The sequence below is a fragment of the Aquimarina algiphila genome, assembly GCF_007489275.1.
Taxonomy (GTDB): Bacteria; Bacteroidota; Bacteroidia; order Flavobacteriales; family Flavobacteriaceae; genus Aquimarina; species Aquimarina algiphila.
The window spans coordinates 1-16,166 of sequence record NZ_VLNR01000046.1; the positions used below are offsets into that span (position 1 = coordinate 1).

Annotated in this window: 14 protein-coding genes and 1 pseudogene; 9 read left to right on the forward strand and 6 right to left on the reverse strand. The window is 32.0% G+C overall.

Translation table 11 applies throughout. The annotated features are described in order from the left end of the window. A pseudogene (locus tag FOF46_RS32610) lies at positions 1-113 on the forward strand (IS982 family transposase); the annotation flags it as partial. Positions 114-177: 64 nt separating this feature from the next. Next, positions 178-387 (forward strand): hypothetical protein, encoded by a 210-nt coding sequence (locus FOF46_RS19415; protein WP_109435995.1) that lies wholly within the window; start codon positions 178-180, stop codon positions 385-387. Between the two features lie 83 nt (positions 388-470). Here FOF46_RS19415 and FOF46_RS19420 read toward each other — a convergent pair whose 3' ends face one another. Together FOF46_RS19420 and FOF46_RS19425 are read right to left on the reverse strand one after the other, a co-directional pair. Next, positions 471-4,073 carry an ABC transporter permease/M1 family aminopeptidase gene (locus FOF46_RS19420; protein ID WP_143917592.1) on the reverse strand — a complete coding sequence of 1,201 codons (3,603 nt, stop codon included), beginning with the start codon at positions 4,071-4,073 and terminating at the stop codon, positions 471-473. Then, positions 4,070-4,957: an ABC transporter ATP-binding protein gene (locus FOF46_RS19425; RefSeq protein ID WP_143917593.1), complete on the reverse strand. Its 888-nt coding sequence runs from the start codon at positions 4,955-4,957 to the stop codon at positions 4,070-4,072. Before FOF46_RS19425 ends, FOF46_RS19420 begins: the two co-directional genes overlap by 4 nt. 284 nt (positions 4,958-5,241) lie before the next feature. On the opposite strand from FOF46_RS19425, the gene hemB reads away from it, so the two are divergent. From hemB to FOF46_RS19460, 7 genes are all read left to right on the forward strand, one after another. Then, positions 5,242-6,216: a porphobilinogen synthase gene (hemB, locus tag FOF46_RS19430; RefSeq protein ID WP_109435992.1), complete on the forward strand. Its 975-nt coding sequence runs from the start codon at positions 5,242-5,244 to the stop codon at positions 6,214-6,216. 71 nt (positions 6,217-6,287) lie between these two features. Continuing rightward, positions 6,288-6,674 (forward strand): tellurite resistance TerB family protein, encoded by a 387-nt coding sequence (locus FOF46_RS19435; RefSeq protein ID WP_143917594.1) that lies wholly within the window; start codon positions 6,288-6,290, stop codon positions 6,672-6,674. Between the two features lie 8 nt (positions 6,675-6,682). After that, positions 6,683-7,093 carry a c-type cytochrome gene (locus FOF46_RS19440; protein WP_143917595.1) on the forward strand — a complete coding sequence of 137 codons (411 nt, stop codon included), beginning with the start codon at positions 6,683-6,685 and terminating at the stop codon, positions 7,091-7,093. Between the two features lie 709 nt (positions 7,094-7,802). Beyond that, a complete protein-coding gene (locus tag FOF46_RS19445; RefSeq protein WP_109435988.1) occupies positions 7,803-8,888 on the forward strand; it encodes a CNNM domain-containing protein in 1,086 nt (361 codons plus the stop codon). After that, positions 8,885-9,364: a methylated-DNA--[protein]-cysteine S-methyltransferase gene (locus FOF46_RS19450; RefSeq protein WP_407933697.1), complete on the forward strand. Its 480-nt coding sequence runs from the start codon at positions 8,885-8,887 to the stop codon at positions 9,362-9,364. Before FOF46_RS19445 ends, FOF46_RS19450 begins: the two co-directional genes overlap by 4 nt. A gap of 230 nt (positions 9,365-9,594) precedes the next feature. After that, entirely contained in the window at positions 9,595-10,761 is a 1,167-nt protein-coding gene (locus FOF46_RS19455; protein ID WP_143917596.1) for a serine hydrolase domain-containing protein, read from the forward strand. After that, entirely contained in the window at positions 10,751-11,464 is a 714-nt protein-coding gene (locus FOF46_RS19460; RefSeq protein WP_109435986.1) for a 3'-5' exonuclease, read from the forward strand. The genes FOF46_RS19455 and FOF46_RS19460 overlap by 11 nt, the downstream gene beginning before the upstream one ends. A gap of 165 nt (positions 11,465-11,629) precedes the next feature. Here FOF46_RS19460 and FOF46_RS19465 read toward each other — a convergent pair whose 3' ends face one another. From FOF46_RS19465 to FOF46_RS19480, 4 genes are all read right to left on the reverse strand, one after another. After that, the gene (locus tag FOF46_RS19465; RefSeq protein WP_143917597.1) at positions 11,630-12,238 is read right to left on the reverse strand and encodes a hypothetical protein; all 609 of its coding nucleotides are present in this window, start codon (positions 12,236-12,238) and stop codon (positions 11,630-11,632) included. Between the two features lie 736 nt (positions 12,239-12,974). Continuing rightward, positions 12,975-14,585: a glycosyl hydrolase family 28-related protein gene (locus tag FOF46_RS19470; protein ID WP_143917598.1), complete on the reverse strand. Its 1,611-nt coding sequence runs from the start codon at positions 14,583-14,585 to the stop codon at positions 12,975-12,977. Between the two features lie 195 nt (positions 14,586-14,780). Continuing rightward, positions 14,781-15,461: a type 1 glutamine amidotransferase domain-containing protein gene (locus tag FOF46_RS19475; RefSeq protein WP_143917599.1), complete on the reverse strand. Its 681-nt coding sequence runs from the start codon at positions 15,459-15,461 to the stop codon at positions 14,781-14,783. Between the two features lie 188 nt (positions 15,462-15,649). After that, positions 15,650-16,162 carry a Crp/Fnr family transcriptional regulator gene (locus tag FOF46_RS19480; protein ID WP_235010943.1) on the reverse strand — a complete coding sequence of 171 codons (513 nt, stop codon included), beginning with the start codon at positions 16,160-16,162 and terminating at the stop codon, positions 15,650-15,652. Between the last annotated feature and the right edge of the window lie 4 nt (positions 16,163-16,166).

The window sequence follows — 16,166 nt, forward strand, 5'->3', positions numbered from 1 at the left end:
AGGGATTTAAAAATAGAATCTTATCAAAGATCACAGCAATGACCATTATTCAATATATCAATAGGTTTGAATTCAACAGAAATATAAACAACCTAAAAATTAATATTAACTAAATGCACAACGGGTTAAGAATACTTATATGAATAAGTTTAGAGGGAATTAAAATATTTATTACTTATGAGAAAAACATTAATTTTTATATCCATTAACGTAATTGGTTTTTTTATTGCATATGTATTATCTCCTCAATGCACTCCATGTATTGGTGACCAATATTGCCCACCATGTATAGGTAAAGAAGAAGGTATTGTTTTGATAGCGTTACTTGTTTTCGATATATATTTTGTAATGAAATATTGGGTTCTTAAAAAGAAAAATAAAAGTTAATACTACTTAACAGAAAATATACTCATAAAAAAATCACGACCGAGACAGCGCTTCTCAATCGTGATTTTTACAACTAACTAAAATTACTCTTCTTCAACAGGCCTTAGGTTATCACCAGAATTCCTGTCGATTAATTTATTATAAGGATCAATACCTGCTTTTATAGGCTTATTATCAGTAACTATTGTAAAGGTATTTTCACCAGGGTGTAACCATTTTCGTTCCAGGTAATATGGATTTTTAAGAGGAACCTCTTGATCATCTACAATATCTTCACCAAATAATCCAACCTCGATATAATTAGTTTTGTCATCAATACGCTCTTCTTTTCCTGTATCGTCATAATAGATTTTCTGAGCATTAACAGTAAAAGTAGTTTCATAGGTATCATTATCCAGTTTTTTCGTTTTGGCCTGTACGACACGGTTTTCGTATAAGGCTATTTTGGTAAATCCATCTTCTACAGCATATTTTAGAGAATCTGGGGCTATTTTATAAATGGCATTATACAAGTTTTCTGAAGTGGGATACACCCCTTTTTCAAAATTCTTATATTCATTAAGAAAATCTTTGAGCGCAGTATTTATTTTTTCCTCTCCAATAATATCCTGAAGCTCGTACATGACCATAGACCCTTTACGATACCAGATATGCGGTCCTACTTCGACATTGATTAAGGAGCGTTCGGGTTTAAAGCTAAAAGCTCTGCTTCTTAAATAGTCATCCAAAGAATATTTAAGGAAATTTTTGATTCCGTTTTCTCCATATTGATGCTTCATAGTCATAAGCGATGAATATTCTGCCAGTGTTTCTGAAATGATATTGGCTCCCGAGGTTTTACTAGGAGTTACAATATGTCCCCACCATTGATGAGCTACTTCGTGAGTAGTGACTCTAAAGGCATAATTAAAATCCTCGGCTTTATCAAAATTAGCAGCAAATCCAAAATCTTCAGAGTAGGGGATAGTCGTTACAAATGATTGTGCAAAGGTAGCATGCGCCGGAAATTCTACTATTCTTATCACCGAGTTAGGATACTCATAAAAGTTTTTAGAGCAATAGTCTAATGCTACTCGTGTGCCTTCAACAAAATGTTTGAGGTTACGCTTGTGTTTTGGAGAATGGTAAATTTCTATGGCCACTTCTTTCCCGCTAGGAGCAGTCCAACTGGATTTTTCAATATCATATCGGGCAGATACGACATTAAAAAACAGATCGGTTTGTGACTCTAATTTGTAATGATAATATGCCCTGTTATTTTCATTCCATTCCTTTATTAATTTTCCTGGAGCTAAAGCGATTTGATCATCGGCAGTACTTACTACAGCTTCAAAATTGATATAATTAGCATCTTCGTTAAATAGATTCTTTTTAAGGGCTAAAGAATCTGTTCGGGGAGGATAGAGATAATCCAGTTTTTCTAATCCGTGTTTTACACGTACTCCATTATCAATAAGACTTCTTTCAAAATGAAATCTCGGAAAAATACTACTATTAAAGAAAGACCCATTATGTAATACCTCGGTTTCTAAATCATTAGCAAATCCTTTAGTTTCTGATGATACTTCTATAGTAAGCTCTGCTTTTTCATTAGGAAGCATAGCCTTGGGTAGCTTATAAAAATACATTCTATATACCGAGTCAGATACGACGGGATGTAATGATGTACCATTATAAATCACTTTTTTTAGATAGGTATTAGGACCAGGATATTGAATCTCCAGCAGTAAAGTGTCAATCGGAGTATCATAAGAGTTAATGATTTTATATTCTCCTTTTGCTTTTACATTTCGTTCTTTAGGGAATACATCAATATATGCTTTTAGATCTGTGACCTGCGGATGAGCTTGACCAATATATTTACTGTATTTCTTTTCTGCATCAACCTCTACTTCTTCTGCATAATTGCCATCTTCGAGAGTATTGAGTACTTTAAGGTTATAATAATTATATCCGGTTACAGATATAAAAGCCAATAAAATGACTACAAATGCTAAAATAGTCTTGGCATCAAATCTTTGTTTTGCAAGAGATAAACGTTCTTTGGCTGTAGAAAAGAAACCTCGAGTCCAGAGAACTTTACCAATCATCATTAAGATTGAAGCCATCAGAATCCAATATAGATTAAGCCATGTGATTCCTTCCAGATAATGCCCAAATCCATTTAGGTCACTTAAAAAGATCGGAGTGGTTCCTGTAAAAATATACATCGGATTGACGCTTTTAAAAGCAAAAGCAACCAAAAGTGGTAATCCGACATAGATCAAGATAATAATAAAATGACCTAAGAATTTATTATTGACTAATACATGGATAAAAAATGACACCAGAATAGTGGTGATAAAACTGGGAAATACCAAAACAAAATTATAAATGATATACATACCCAGGTCATATCTAAAATACCCATTAAAAGTCTGAAACAAAATACCGATAAAAATATTAGCGATAACCAATGTAAAAGCAATACCGATAAGCGATATTATTTTTGAAAAATATAAACTAGAATTGCTAATGGGCAATGCGTCATAAAACACAAACGTCTTGTTACTTCTTGTTCGATGTACCGCTTCACCAGAATAAATGACTAAAATTATAACACAGAAGAAAGAAATAAGTCCGTTGATATACATAACCACATATCGGGTTAGTGGCAGGTTAGGGGTTCCGTACGTTTCATTGGCACTATATATACTAAATATAGAAAATATAACTCCGATAATTAGGAGAATAACAAAAACCGGACTTTTAAAAATAGATAAGAATTCAATTTTACTAAGAGAAAGTAAATTGTTTCGTTCTGTTTTTTTGGTGAATACTTGTGTAACCGAAGATATTAATGATGGAGTATACTCTCCGTTCTCTATAGTGTTCTTTTTCTTTCCAGAAAGCAAGAATTTTTTATAATCAAACTTGAAAAAAGTAATTAAAAAAAGAAGTAAGCCTATGCCGAACCATAATATTCTATTGAATAAAAATTTACCATATATAGGAAGCTGGTTTGTATTTAACTCATTGATTGACCAGTATTTTTTAACAAAACTAAAGGCTCTAGTTCCGAAAGGATCTAAGTAAACGCTTAACCATTGATTATCTAAACTTCTTAGTAAATCTCCAGAAATACTATATAATAGAAAAAGACATATTCCGCCCAGATAGATAATGGGCATCTTTTTAAAAAATGCCATCAAACAAAAAAATAGAGATCCAATTAAAAATGCATTGATTTCTAATAAAAATAGAAAAGGAAGCCAATATGATGTAAAATTAAATGAAGTAAAGATTCCATAATCAGGGCGATCAAGGAACATATTTATACCAAGACCAATAATAATTCCTAAAAGTATAAATAGATTTAATAAAGTAACTATGGTAAAACTCCCCAAAAACCTCCCTAAAACATACGATTTTTGTGTAATTGGAAAAGTAAAATAGGTTTGTGCAGTTTTATGATCCTTATCTCTAAATATCGGAACTCCCATAATTGTAGCATAAAAAAAGATCGAAATAATAGAAACAGGACCGATAATTCCAATAATATTGTTTGGGCTATTTATAAATTCTGGTGTAGAAGATTGCATCAATGCACCCCACATTCCTGCTATGATTAACCCTAAAATGATATAAATCCAGGTAGCGGGTCTTTTTAATCTATATTGTAATTCAAATCGTAAGATTTCTATCATACCGTTACCTCCTCCTGTTCTTTCTTATTGATGCAGTAGAAGTAAAAATCTTCTAAATCATTGTTTATTACTTCAAACCCTTCTCCAGGATTAGATTCGGCATATACATTTACATAAAATTGTCCTGCTCTAAGGTAGTTTGATAATATGGTAAATTCGTTTTCAAGTGTTTCTAATTCTGATTTGTCAATACGCTTTTTAAATACCTTACCATTCAAAGTATTCGAGAGTTCTTGAGGATTTCCTTGTACCAGGATTTTCCCTTCATTAAAAACAGCCATATTTTGACATAGATTGGTCACATCATCCACAATATGGGTACTTAGAATTACAACAGCATTTTCTCCTAACTCACTAAGTAGGTTATGAAAACGGTTACGTTCTAGAGGATCCAGACCGGCCGTGGGTTCATCTACTATGATTAATTTTGGGTTACCTAACAACGCCTGAGCAATACCAAAACGCTGTCGCATTCCTCCCGAATAATCACCGAGGTTACGATCTCTGAATTTGTATAGATTTACTTTATGAAGAAGATCGGCAACATAACCTTTACGTTCCTGGCTGTTGGTAATACCTTTTACCCTAGCAATATGATCAAGCATCATTTTTGCCGAAACCTTTGGGTACACTCCAAAATCTTGTGGTAAATACCCTAGTATTTTTCGCAACTCTCCAGGGTGTTTAAACACATCAATACCATCAAAATCAATTGTGCCCGAGTCTGCTAGTTGCAGAGTAGCTATAGTTCTCATTAAGGTAGATTTACCTGCACCATTGGGTCCCAAAAGGCCAAACATTCCTTTTTCTAATGACAGATTAACATCATTCAAAGCTTGTGTTCCATTGGGATATGTTTTATTGAGGTTTTTTATCGTAAGCATACAGTTGAATTTGCGAGTTAGATATTTCAATGTTAGTAGGTTTTGTTAAGGTTTTGTTACATTATTTGATATATTTTTTAAGTAAAATTACCTTTATAACCAATTATCAACTTGGCTTGAACTAGTACTATTTTTTTATTTTAATTTGACCAATCAAACCCCACTTTTGAATTTCTATTTTGCATAAACGCGAAAAAAAATATTTTGTTTTTAGACAAATTCGAATACGAAAAAAATAACAGATATATGAGTATCTTTACACATATCAAATTTTACCATTAAGAATGCAACAACTTCGCAGAAACAGAAGACTAAGAACTAATGAAGCGATTCGTTCTTTAGTTAGAGAACATACCATTACTCCACATGATTTTTTAGTTCCCCTTTTTGTAGTAGAAGGAAAAGGAATAAAAGAAGAGATCCCTTCGATGCCAGGGTATTATAGATATAGCCTCGATTTACTTACAAATGAGGTAAAAGAACTTTGGTCTATGGGATTAAAATCAGTATTACTTTTTGTAAAAGTCCCCGATGATCTTAAAGATAATAAAGGAACAGAGGCAATAAATCCAGAAGGACTCATGCAAAGGGCGGTTAAAACAGTGAAGGAGGCTGCTCCAGATATACTAGTAATGACCGATGTAGCACTAGATCCATATTCTTCATATGGGCATGATGGAATTGTAGAGAAAGGGTATATCATCAATGATGAAACCTGCAAAGTTTTGGCAGAGATGTCTTTGTCACATGCTCAGGCAGGTGCAGATTTTGTTGCACCTAGTGATATGATGGACGGACGAATTTTGGCCATTCGGGAAGTATTAGAAAAAGAGAGTTTTAAACAAACGGGGATCATGAGTTATAGTGCGAAATATGCATCAGCCTTTTATGGACCTTTTAGAGATGCACTGGATTCTGCTCCCGGATTTGGAGATAAAAAGACATATCAAATGGATTTTTCTAATCGGGATGAAGCGATCAAAGAAACGCTTATGGATATCGATGAAGGCGCAGATATTGTCATGGTAAAACCTGGTCTTTGTTATCTGGATATCGTAAGAGATGTAAGAGATGCAGTAGATGTTCCTGTAGCTGTATATCAAGTAAGTGGAGAATATGCAATGGTGAAAGCAGCAGCAGAAAAAGGATGGTTAGACCATGATACTGTCATGTTAGAACAGATTATGGCATTCAAAAGAGCAGGAGCACATATTATCGCTAGTTATTTTGCAAAAGATATTGTTAAGCTTTTGAGTTAAGACAAATGTCGTTTGTGCATAACAAGTTTGAAATAAATTAAATGGGGTTAATAAAATAAAACTATGATTTTATGGTAAGCAGAGATAGATTATATCAGACCTTTGGAGAATTACTTTATGTAATTGCAATGAGTGATGGGGTTATTCAGAAAGAAGAAGTCGAAACACTAGAAGAAATTTTGAAAGGACATCCAAAAGGAGCGGTAATCAAATGGTCTTTTGATTATGAAAATAAAAATCAAAATGATATAGAAACCCTATACAAGAAAGTAATAGAAGTGTTTTCTGATAATGGACCCGATGAAGAGTATGATTTTATGCTTTACGCACTTGCCAAAATTGCAGATGCAAGTGAGGGAATGAATAGCAAAGAAGAAAAAGTGATTACTAATTTTTCAAGAGATTTATTAGAACGCTTTAAAAATGATATCGAAAAGATTAAAGAAAAATATAGTTAAAACCTTTCATGAATTACATATATAAAATCGGAGTACTGTTTGGAATAGTACTATTATTTTCAACAAGTTGTCAATCAGAAAAAAAAGATAAAGAAGAGATAAAAATAGGGACAAAGAAAGAGAAAATTTCTTCTTTTGATTTGGGGAAAAGTGTTTTTAATGGAAAAGGGAAGTGCTATACGTGCCATAAAATTGATAAGAAATCTATAGGCCCCGGAGTTATCGATATTATAAAGATATATGAAGAACAAAATGGGGATCTAATTGCATTCTTAAAACAAGAAGCAGAACCTATTGTGGATCCAGAAACTTATGCGGTGATGAAAACCAATTTTGCTATTATCAAAACATTCACAGAAGAAGAACTTAAAGCTGTGACTGTGTATATGAATGAGATGGGTAAAGGTAAAACCGAATGATTGCTTAAGATATTAAGAATACAGATATATGGTTCGAAACGTTAATGAAATTAAACTTTCTGATTACATATGTTGGTAAGAACAAGAACATAAGGATGTATGAAATCAATTTTCCTAATTATATTTAATACAAAAAGAACTTTAGAGTATTTAGATAATCAAGATGAGGTAAATCTCAATATCAAGAGCATATTTCTATTCTTTTTTTATGGGATGATTGTATTTTTTTTGAAAATCGATGTAAACACTATTTTGATTAATCCTTATCTTGATTTTATACTTATCGTGTTTGTTTTTATATTCTTTGGGGTATTATTTAGTTTAATCTTACACAAGATCAATATGTGGTTATCAGGTAATGGAAGTTATGCAGATATACAATCAGTTATTTCGCATACATCAGTGCCTATAACCATAAGCCTAATTATTGTTTTCTTTTCAAAAAGATTCTTTTTCAAGGATTTAGATTTTAATTGGAATATGATTTTTTATATAGGTTGGCTAATTGCTATGAAAATTATAATTCAAGGTTTTTTCAAGTACAATAATTCAAGTTATATTAAAACTATAATTAATCTTATTCCATTGATTTTGTTTTACATCGGGCTTTTGCTAATACGATTAAATTGATTATAAATAAATTTATTTTGTAGATTCAATGCCGAATAGAGAAGGAATTAGTTAATTTAGTATCTTCAATAAAACAACAATGACCTTACTAATTATTTACGCCGTACTTTCTATTTTCTTTTCGTTTTTATGTTCAATATTAGAAGCAGTATTGCTTAGTGTAACTCCGACATTTATTAATGTTAAAAAGAAAGAAGGAAAATCGTATGCAACTACATTAGAGAATCTAAAAAAAGATGTAGACCAACCACTTATTGCCATTCTTACCTTAAACACAATTGCCCACACTGTTGGAGCAATTTTAGTGGGAGTACAAGCAGAGCAATTACCATATAAGTATGAAATTTTTGGGGTTAATATGGTAGGGATTGTCTCTACTATCATGACATTACTGATTCTGGTATTGTCAGAAATTATTCCCAAAACTATTGGAGCTACATTTTGGAAGCAATTGGCAAATTTTACTTCTAAAGCACTGGTTATTTTAATAGCTCCTTTAAAATATACAGGAATCTTGTGGATATTACGACTTACTACCAAGCTTATTGGAGGTAAAGGCCATCATGGATCAGTATTGAGTAGAGAAGATTTTACAGCAATGACAGATATTGCCGAAGAAGAAGGAGTTTTTGAAGAGTCAGAATCAAAAGTGATCAAAAATCTATTAAATTTTAAAAAGATTTTCACCAAAGATGTAATGACTCCAAGAACAGTAATGAAAACTGCATCAGAAAAAACCACAGTCGAAGAGTTTTTTAATGAGAATCAAAATCTTCGTTTTTCAAGAATACCTATTTATAATGAGAAAGCAGATAATATCACGGGACAGGTATTAAAAGATGAGATTTTTAAAGAAATGGCCAATCAAAATGGTCATAAAACCTTGGCAGATATAAAAAGACCTATAATTTTCACAACGAGAAACCTACCGATTCCAGATTTATTTAATGAATTGATTCAAACCAAAAATCATATAGCATTGGTTGTTGATGAATATGGTTCAATAAGTGGTTTGGTAACTATGGAAGACGTAATTGAGACTCTTTTAGGATTAGAGATCGTTGATGAAAGTGATACCGAAACTGATATGCAGGTACTTGCTCGTAAGAATTGGGAAAGCCGCGCCCGACGCCTAGGGATTTTAGACGACAAAAAAGAAGAATGATAAAAGAAGTGTATATAGATACTCCATTAGGGATTGCTACTATAACAGGAAATAAGGATGGAATAACTAGTGTTTCTGTTACCAAAGAATCTACAAATACACCTTCGATTGATATACCTTCTCATTTACAGAATGCAGTTTCTCAATTACACGAATATTTTGAAGGAAAACGCACTGATTTTAATCTTGTTTTAAATCCTGAGGGTACTGATTTTCAAAAAAAAGTCTGGAATGAATTACTTCATATTCCCTTTGGTAAAACTGCTACATATTTGGATATGGCCAAACGATTAGGAGATCCAAAATGTATACGTGCAGCAGCAAGTGCTAATGGTAAGAATCCATTGTGGATTATTATACCTTGTCATAGGGTGATTGGAAGTGATGGATCGCTTACAGGGTATGCAGGAGGACTATGGCGAAAAAAATGGCTGCTAGATCATGAAAATCCAGTAAAGCAACAATCGTTGTTCTAAAAATTCCTTTTTTATAACCTAAACCTAAAACAATATTGTTATAGAAATATTCAGTTTCAAAAAATGAAACTGAGATGTTCTATTATTGTGGTTTAATCCTATAAATCATAAAAACTTTAGAGCTTTTAAATTTTTGTAGTGGTTATTTATGTGCAATTAATTTTCATACATTAGCTATAAACAAGGTACTTGTTTGGCAAATGATCATATAAACTCAATCTTACATAGAAATGATAAAACGTATACTTAAATTTCTTCTTAAAAGTTTTCTAATTATTATTCTCCTTTGCGTAGCACTATTATATATTTTTGATTACGATTATATCCTAAAAGGAGTAAGAGTGGTATATATGACTGGGCATACTACAGCATATATAGATGATTATCCACATTTTGATAACCGTAAAATAGAAAAAGGAAATAGTACATCTGCTTGGGCTGTTCATCCAGATTATAATAAGGCAAAATCTACTGATAAATTGGATGCAATTAATGAACAACTTGGAACTGTTGCTTTTATGATTGTTAAGAATGATAGTATTTGGTATGAAAATTATGCCGAAGGATATAATAAAGATTCAAAAACTAATTCTTTCTCTATGGCAAAAAGCTTGGTGACAGGGATGCTCGGTAAAGCAATAATGGATGGTCATATAAAAAGTCTAGATCAACCTTTAGGAGACTTTTTCCCTGAATTTTCTAAGGGACTTGCAGCAAAAACAACAGTAGGAGATCTTTCTTCAATGTCATCGGGTCTTAATTGGACAGAACACTACACAAGTCCATTTTCTATTACAGCAAGGGTATACTATGATCCCAATATTAGAGATGTAATGTTAGGATTAGAAGTGGTAGACGAGCCGGGAAAAAAATTCAAATATCTTAGCGGAAATACTCAGTTATTAGGTATGGTGATTGAGAAAGCTACGGGTCAACAATTATCATCATATTTAAGTCAAAGTTTCTGGAAACCTTTAGGGATGCAGCAGAATGCAATCTGGCAATTAGATAGTGATGATAGCGGTATGGAGAAAGCATATTGTTGTGTAGCAAGTAATGCAAGAGATTTTGCACGTTTCGGGATGTTGTTTAAGAATAAAGGTGTTTTTGAGGGAGAACAAATACTACCCGAAGAATTTACTGAAATAGCAACTAGAGCGAGATTTGAAGATGGCGAAATGTATGGGTATGGCTTTTGGTTATCAGATCATTTGGACAAGAAGATATTTGCAATGAGAGGTATTTTGGGACAGTACGTAATTTGCATACCAGAAGATAATATTATGATAATTAGATTAGGTCATAACAGAGGTCAGTTTGTTCCAGGAGAATCATTTACAGAAGATTTCTTTGTCTTCATTGAAGAAGCATATAAAATGTTGGAGAATGCTTCATAAACTTAATTTAGAGCATATCCTGTTTTTGGATATAGAAACAGTTCCTGAGCATAAAGATTTTGAAGAACTCAGTGAAGAAATGAAATATCTCTGGGCGGATAAAACTAAATATCAACGTAAAGAAGAATTCTCTCCAGAAGAGTTTTATGAACGAGCTGGTATCTGGGCAGAGTTTGGCAAGATAGTGTGTATATCAGTTGGGTATTTTACGTCCAAAGGAGAAACGAGATCTTTTAGAACTACCTCCTTTTTTGGAGAAGAAAAACAACTATTGATAGATTTTAAGAATTTAATAGAAACTCATTTTAGCAGGCCGCATCATTTACTTTGTGCTCATAACGGAAAAGAGTTTGATTTCCCTTATATCGCCCGTAGGATGATTATTCATAATATATCACTACCTCACAAGCTTAATCTCTTTGGTAAAAAACCCTGGGAAGTACCACATTTAGACACTTTAGATTTATGGAAATTCGGAGATTACAAACATTATACTTCTTTAAAATTACTTACTGGTATTCTGGGAATTCCCTCTCCAAAAGATGATATAGATGGTAGTCAGGTACGACAGGTTTTTTATGAAGAAGAGGATATCGATCGCATTGTGATTTATTGTGAAAAAGATACTGTTGCTGTAGCCCAAATTTTGCTGCGTCTTCGACAAGAGGAACTATTAGATGATGATGAAGTGATATCTGTGTAAAGTACTTTGACTTCTTATATTATTGTATTTTAAAGAAGAAGATCTACAGTAGTTAACTTTTGATATGGAAAAGAAAGGAAACAAGTCCTTTCTTATTCCATAATTTTGCTAAATCATGACGTAGTGCTTACGAAGTCAAGTTGATAAAACGGGGTAACAATTTCTTTATAAAAAATCAACTTCATTAAGAAGAGTATAGGTGAATTTGTTTCCAAATGCTTTCTCACCGTTTTTACATTTATTCATGAACTCATTAAAATGTCTGGAGTCTGCAAAAACCTGACAACCTGCAGAATATGCAGGGTTATTATCAGTACCCCAATTACCATTTCTCGGTCCTCTATGAATATTGATACCAAACCTACCTGTTTGTATGGTATCTGGTTGTAAAGCTAATGTGCCATTTTTGTCATTGTCACGATATACAGAAACGTCTGCTAATCTTTGACATAATGCATAATATCGTCCATTATGTTTATCGATTTTATATGTGCTTTTATATTGGCCTTCTAATAAAATAGCTGTCCCTTTAGGATTGAGAGGCTTTTTTAGATAAAAAATACTTGGATCGGTGGTGATAGGATAATATGAGATATGCCAATGGTTAAGAAAGTTATGAAAGATAACCAGAGTGTCATCAAATTTATCCGGAACTATGTTCTTATTTCGTATTCCAACTATATTTAGATTCCAATCGATTGCGGGAGTATTATAAACTCTATATCCTTTTTGATCCATTACCGAAAGTATTTTTTCTATAGGAGGTGTAATCATTTTTTTGTTTTATGGTTGGTTTTAAAGCATAAAATATTGGAAAAAGAAACAAGTCTTTTATTTGCTATTTGTTTATATACAAAAATGTGGGGAAGAAGTATTTACGAAGTATCTAACTAATATACAGATTCTATTGCTAAACACAAATGTTTTCAAGAGAAAATTCTTGTAAAGTTGTTTTGTGAAGTTTATATCAGTTTTTTTTAAAATTTGATATGTAGAGATTATGTACTATAATAAATAAAAAAAAATCCCCTCTCCTCAGAGAAGGGATTCAGTAATTATATACCTGTTGTGTCCCCCAACACACTCGAACTATATGCTGATACTACAGCTAAATTCGATAATTTCCCTTCGATATAATTACTAGCAAGCAGGCGAAAAATTTCCGCACTGTTAATGCTATTATTTCTTTCTATTATTTTCATTAAAAATGACATTGCTTAATGTCAAAAAAATTAATGAAATAATACTAAGCTATTGTATAGAATAAATACTAAATGTTAAAATGATGTGTGTGAGGTTGTGAAGCTACTTTGAATGGGCGAATATAGAGATTTATCTTAAGAAATCACATTTTTATTAACATTTTTTTAAGATTTATTGGTATTCCTCTTAGGGGTCTATCGATTTTTTTATTGAAGTAAGTATATGATAATGAAGATATTATAATGATTTAGGAATAAAAAAGAAGCTGCTCTAGAGTAGCTTCTTTTTTATTTGTCATGGTATATTATTAGTTATTTTGAATTAAACCAAATCCTAACCATTCATTATTTGAATACACCCAACCTATATAATTACCAGGTACTGGATTTGTATTGAAAATAATGTCTCCTTGGATCCAATTCCCATTTTTTGGAGGAGAAGCCAGACTAATTTTATCACTTTTAGAAGAAGTTATGCTGCTTAATAAACTAGAACCTCCGTAATTTCCTCTTTCTGAGGTTGGATTAAAAACCTGACTATTTAAGGGGATAGAATTTATTATAGGATAGTCTGGATTGGCTATAATGCTAGGATTATTACTACAAATATTTGCATCTGCAACTCTAATATTTTCGATGGTTTTCCATGTACACATGTTTATATTTATTCCTTCTGCAAAACCAGCACTATAAATTGGATTTTTCCACCAGTTTGTAAAATAAGAATCTGTAATAGACATGCCTTTTGCTCCACCCAGAACAATTGCAAAATTGGGCTCATATCGATTTCTGTCGATACCTCTATTACATGCTGTTCCTTCAGTAATTGAGTTAAAATAGTTATTCGTAATATTTATTCCTCTAACATTTGCTTGGTTATGAATGCTTATGGCTGAATATTGTATCCATTCCCAATAGCATCCAATAAAAGAAATATTAGTCAACGCAGCTTTAGTACTTCTGCTGTCAATAAAAAAACCTTTTCCAAATTCGAATGTGCAACTCATAAAAGTTATACTTGAAGAAGGTTCGCTTATTACAACTAAATAATCATCATTTTTCGCCGAATTACTTAAGACACATCCTTCGATTAATAAATCATTACATTGGGTATTAAAACGATATCTATTCTTAAAATTTGAATTTGTAGTATTTATTAAACTTTTGCAATTTCTTATAGTACTTGACCAGAAGTGATCTGCATAAATATCGTATCGTAAATCACGGAAAATTAAATTTTCAATTAGTGCACCTTGATTTTCACTTATTTGAATACCAGTTACTAAATTGGTAGAAGGATTGACTGTAATTAAGGTCATATCTTTTATGACCATATTTTGTATAGTGTCAGAATCTGGTACCATTTTAAGATCAAAAATAACTCCATTAAAGTCTGCCTGGATCGATGTACGTGTTTTCTCTTCTCCTATTATTCGCAATCTTCTTATTATTTTAGTAGTATCCCCTTCTATTATTCTTTCAAGTCTTGTATCTATTTTAAGTGATTTTGTAGTTCTATATTCCCCTTTGGGTAAGTAAACTATCTTCCCTTTATATTGAGATTCATAGATAGCATTTTGTATCGCATCTGTGTCGTCATCATGAAAATTGCCTTTTGCTCCAAACCATTTTACATTAATACTAGCATCATAGAGTCTAATCCATCTTTTGGTTGGATTGCCATTAACGTTAAAAATGGTACCTCCATTTTCTGGAAAATTAGATACTTCATTTTTGAAAAGACCACCACCACCATCATCAGGAGTATAATAACCTTTTACATAAACATATTGATCATTACCAGCAAAATTCTTTAAATCCTGAATATTAGGTAAAATAGAAGTTGCCAAAACCGATTGTGCACTAGCGGTAAGAGAAATAAATACTGCCGCAAATAATAGAAAAAAAGTTTTTTTCATTTTGATAGTTTTTAAGAGTTTAACTTATTTATCAAAAATACATGGAGAGAGTTCCATTTTTCGGGACTGAGGTTTTTTTTTACTATTTAATTTTTGAAACTCTATTTTTTGATTAATATAGAGGTGCAGTAAAAATAATAGCGGCAAGGATATATACCCAAGCCGCTATAATATCGATGTAGCAATCAATTATCTTTAACTCAATTTTTGAAGTAACAACTCTGCTACTAATTCTGATGAAGCAGGGTTTTGCCCTGTAATTAATTGCTCATCTTCTACGGCATAAGGGGTCCAATCTTGTCCTTTAGAATAAATTCCTCCATTTTTTTGTAGCATATCTTCTACTAGAAATGGTACAATAGAAGTTAATTGTACGGCTTCTTCTTCGCTATTTGTAAAACCAGTAACTTTTTTACCGTTTACCAAAGACGATCCATCTGTGTTTTTTGTGTGTTTAAAGACTGCAGGTGCATGACAAACTGCAGCTACAGGTTTGTTACTGGTATAAAAGGATTCGATTAGTGCTATCGAATTTTTATCTTCAGCCAAATCCCATAATGGACCATGGCCCCCTGGATAGAATACGGCATCAAAATCAGAATGATTTACAGTTTCTAATTGTACTGTCTTTGCTAAAATTTCTTGTGTTTCCTTATCAGAGGCAAATCTTTTGGTCGATTCTGTTTCAAAATCTGATGAAGCACTTTTTGGATCAATTGGTGGTTGACCTCCTTTAGGAGAAGTAATTGTAATTTTAACTCCTTTATCTTTTAAAAGATAATATGGGGTTGCAAATTCTTCAATCCAAAATCCAGTTTTATGTCCAGTGTTTCCTAAATCCTCATGACTTGTTAAGACAAATAATACGTTTTTCATTTTTGTGTTTCTTTTATTGTTGATTTATTTTTCTTTAACAGGGAAATTCTCCTATGCTTTTCACAAGAAGAGAATAGTATAATAATTATAATTGGGGTAATTTATCTTACTAGTTAGATATAGTTTGTTAGTTCTAATTGCGAAATTAGAACTAATGATGATTAAAAAAATTGATGTATGGTAATAAATTAACTTGTTGTCAATTCTTTTCGAATTCTGCTTAGACTTTCGGTTGTGATTCCTAGATATGAAGCAATATGATAATTTTTTATATGCTGTTCTATATTGGGATATGTAGAGATAAAATTAACATAACGTTCTTTGGCAGACTGTGCGAGATTAGCCAAAATTCTTTTCTGAAAACTTGCAAATGATTTTTCCATTTTCTTTCTAAAGAATCGTTCTACTTTTGGGATTCTATCATACGTTTTTTCTATATTTTTTTTAGAAATTTTATATAATATCGCATTTTGAATACATTCTATATTTAGCACGGCCTTTTCGCCAGTAAAAAAAGCAATATAATCACTAATCCACCAATCTTGTATTGCAAATTGTATAGTATGCTCTTTTCCTGCCTTGTCGATAAAGAAAGTTCGTAAGCATCCGTCGTATACATAATATTGATCAGTAACTCTTTCACCTGCTTTGAGGACAATTTCCCCTTTGGTTAGTATAACTCTTTCAAATGTATTCTCCATAAAA

Coding starts and splice junctions, on each gene's coding strand:
- FOF46_RS19420 (WP_143917592.1), bottom strand. CDS start 4,073: ATGATAGAAATCTTACGATTTGAATTACAATATAGATTAAAAAGACCC.
- FOF46_RS19475 (WP_143917599.1), bottom strand. CDS start 15,461: ATGAAAAACGTATTATTTGTCTTAACAAGTCATGAGGATTTAGGAAAC.
- FOF46_RS19480 (WP_235010943.1), bottom strand. CDS start 16,162: ATGGAGAATACATTTGAAAGAGTTATACTAACCAAAGGGGAAATTGTC.
- FOF46_RS19465 (WP_143917597.1), bottom strand. CDS start 12,238: ATGATTACACCTCCTATAGAAAAAATACTTTCGGTAATGGATCAAAAA.
- FOF46_RS19470 (WP_143917598.1), bottom strand. CDS start 14,585: ATGAAAAAAACTTTTTTTCTATTATTTGCGGCAGTATTTATTTCTCTT.
- FOF46_RS19435 (WP_143917594.1), top strand. CDS start 6,288: ATGGTAAGCAGAGATAGATTATATCAGACCTTTGGAGAATTACTTTAT.
- FOF46_RS19460 (WP_109435986.1), top strand. CDS start 10,751: ATGCTTCATAAACTTAATTTAGAGCATATCCTGTTTTTGGATATAGAA.
- hemB (WP_109435992.1), top strand. CDS start 5,242: ATGCAACAACTTCGCAGAAACAGAAGACTAAGAACTAATGAAGCGATT.
- FOF46_RS19445 (WP_109435988.1), top strand. CDS start 7,803: ATGACCTTACTAATTATTTACGCCGTACTTTCTATTTTCTTTTCGTTT.
- FOF46_RS19450 (WP_407933697.1), top strand. CDS start 8,885: ATGATAAAAGAAGTGTATATAGATACTCCATTAGGGATTGCTACTATA.
- FOF46_RS19415 (WP_109435995.1), top strand. CDS start 178: ATGAGAAAAACATTAATTTTTATATCCATTAACGTAATTGGTTTTTTT.
- FOF46_RS19440 (WP_143917595.1), top strand. CDS start 6,683: ATGAATTACATATATAAAATCGGAGTACTGTTTGGAATAGTACTATTA.
- FOF46_RS19455 (WP_143917596.1), top strand. CDS start 9,595: ATGATAAAACGTATACTTAAATTTCTTCTTAAAAGTTTTCTAATTATT.
- FOF46_RS19425 (WP_143917593.1), bottom strand. CDS start 4,957: ATGCTTACGATAAAAAACCTCAATAAAACATATCCCAATGGAACACAA.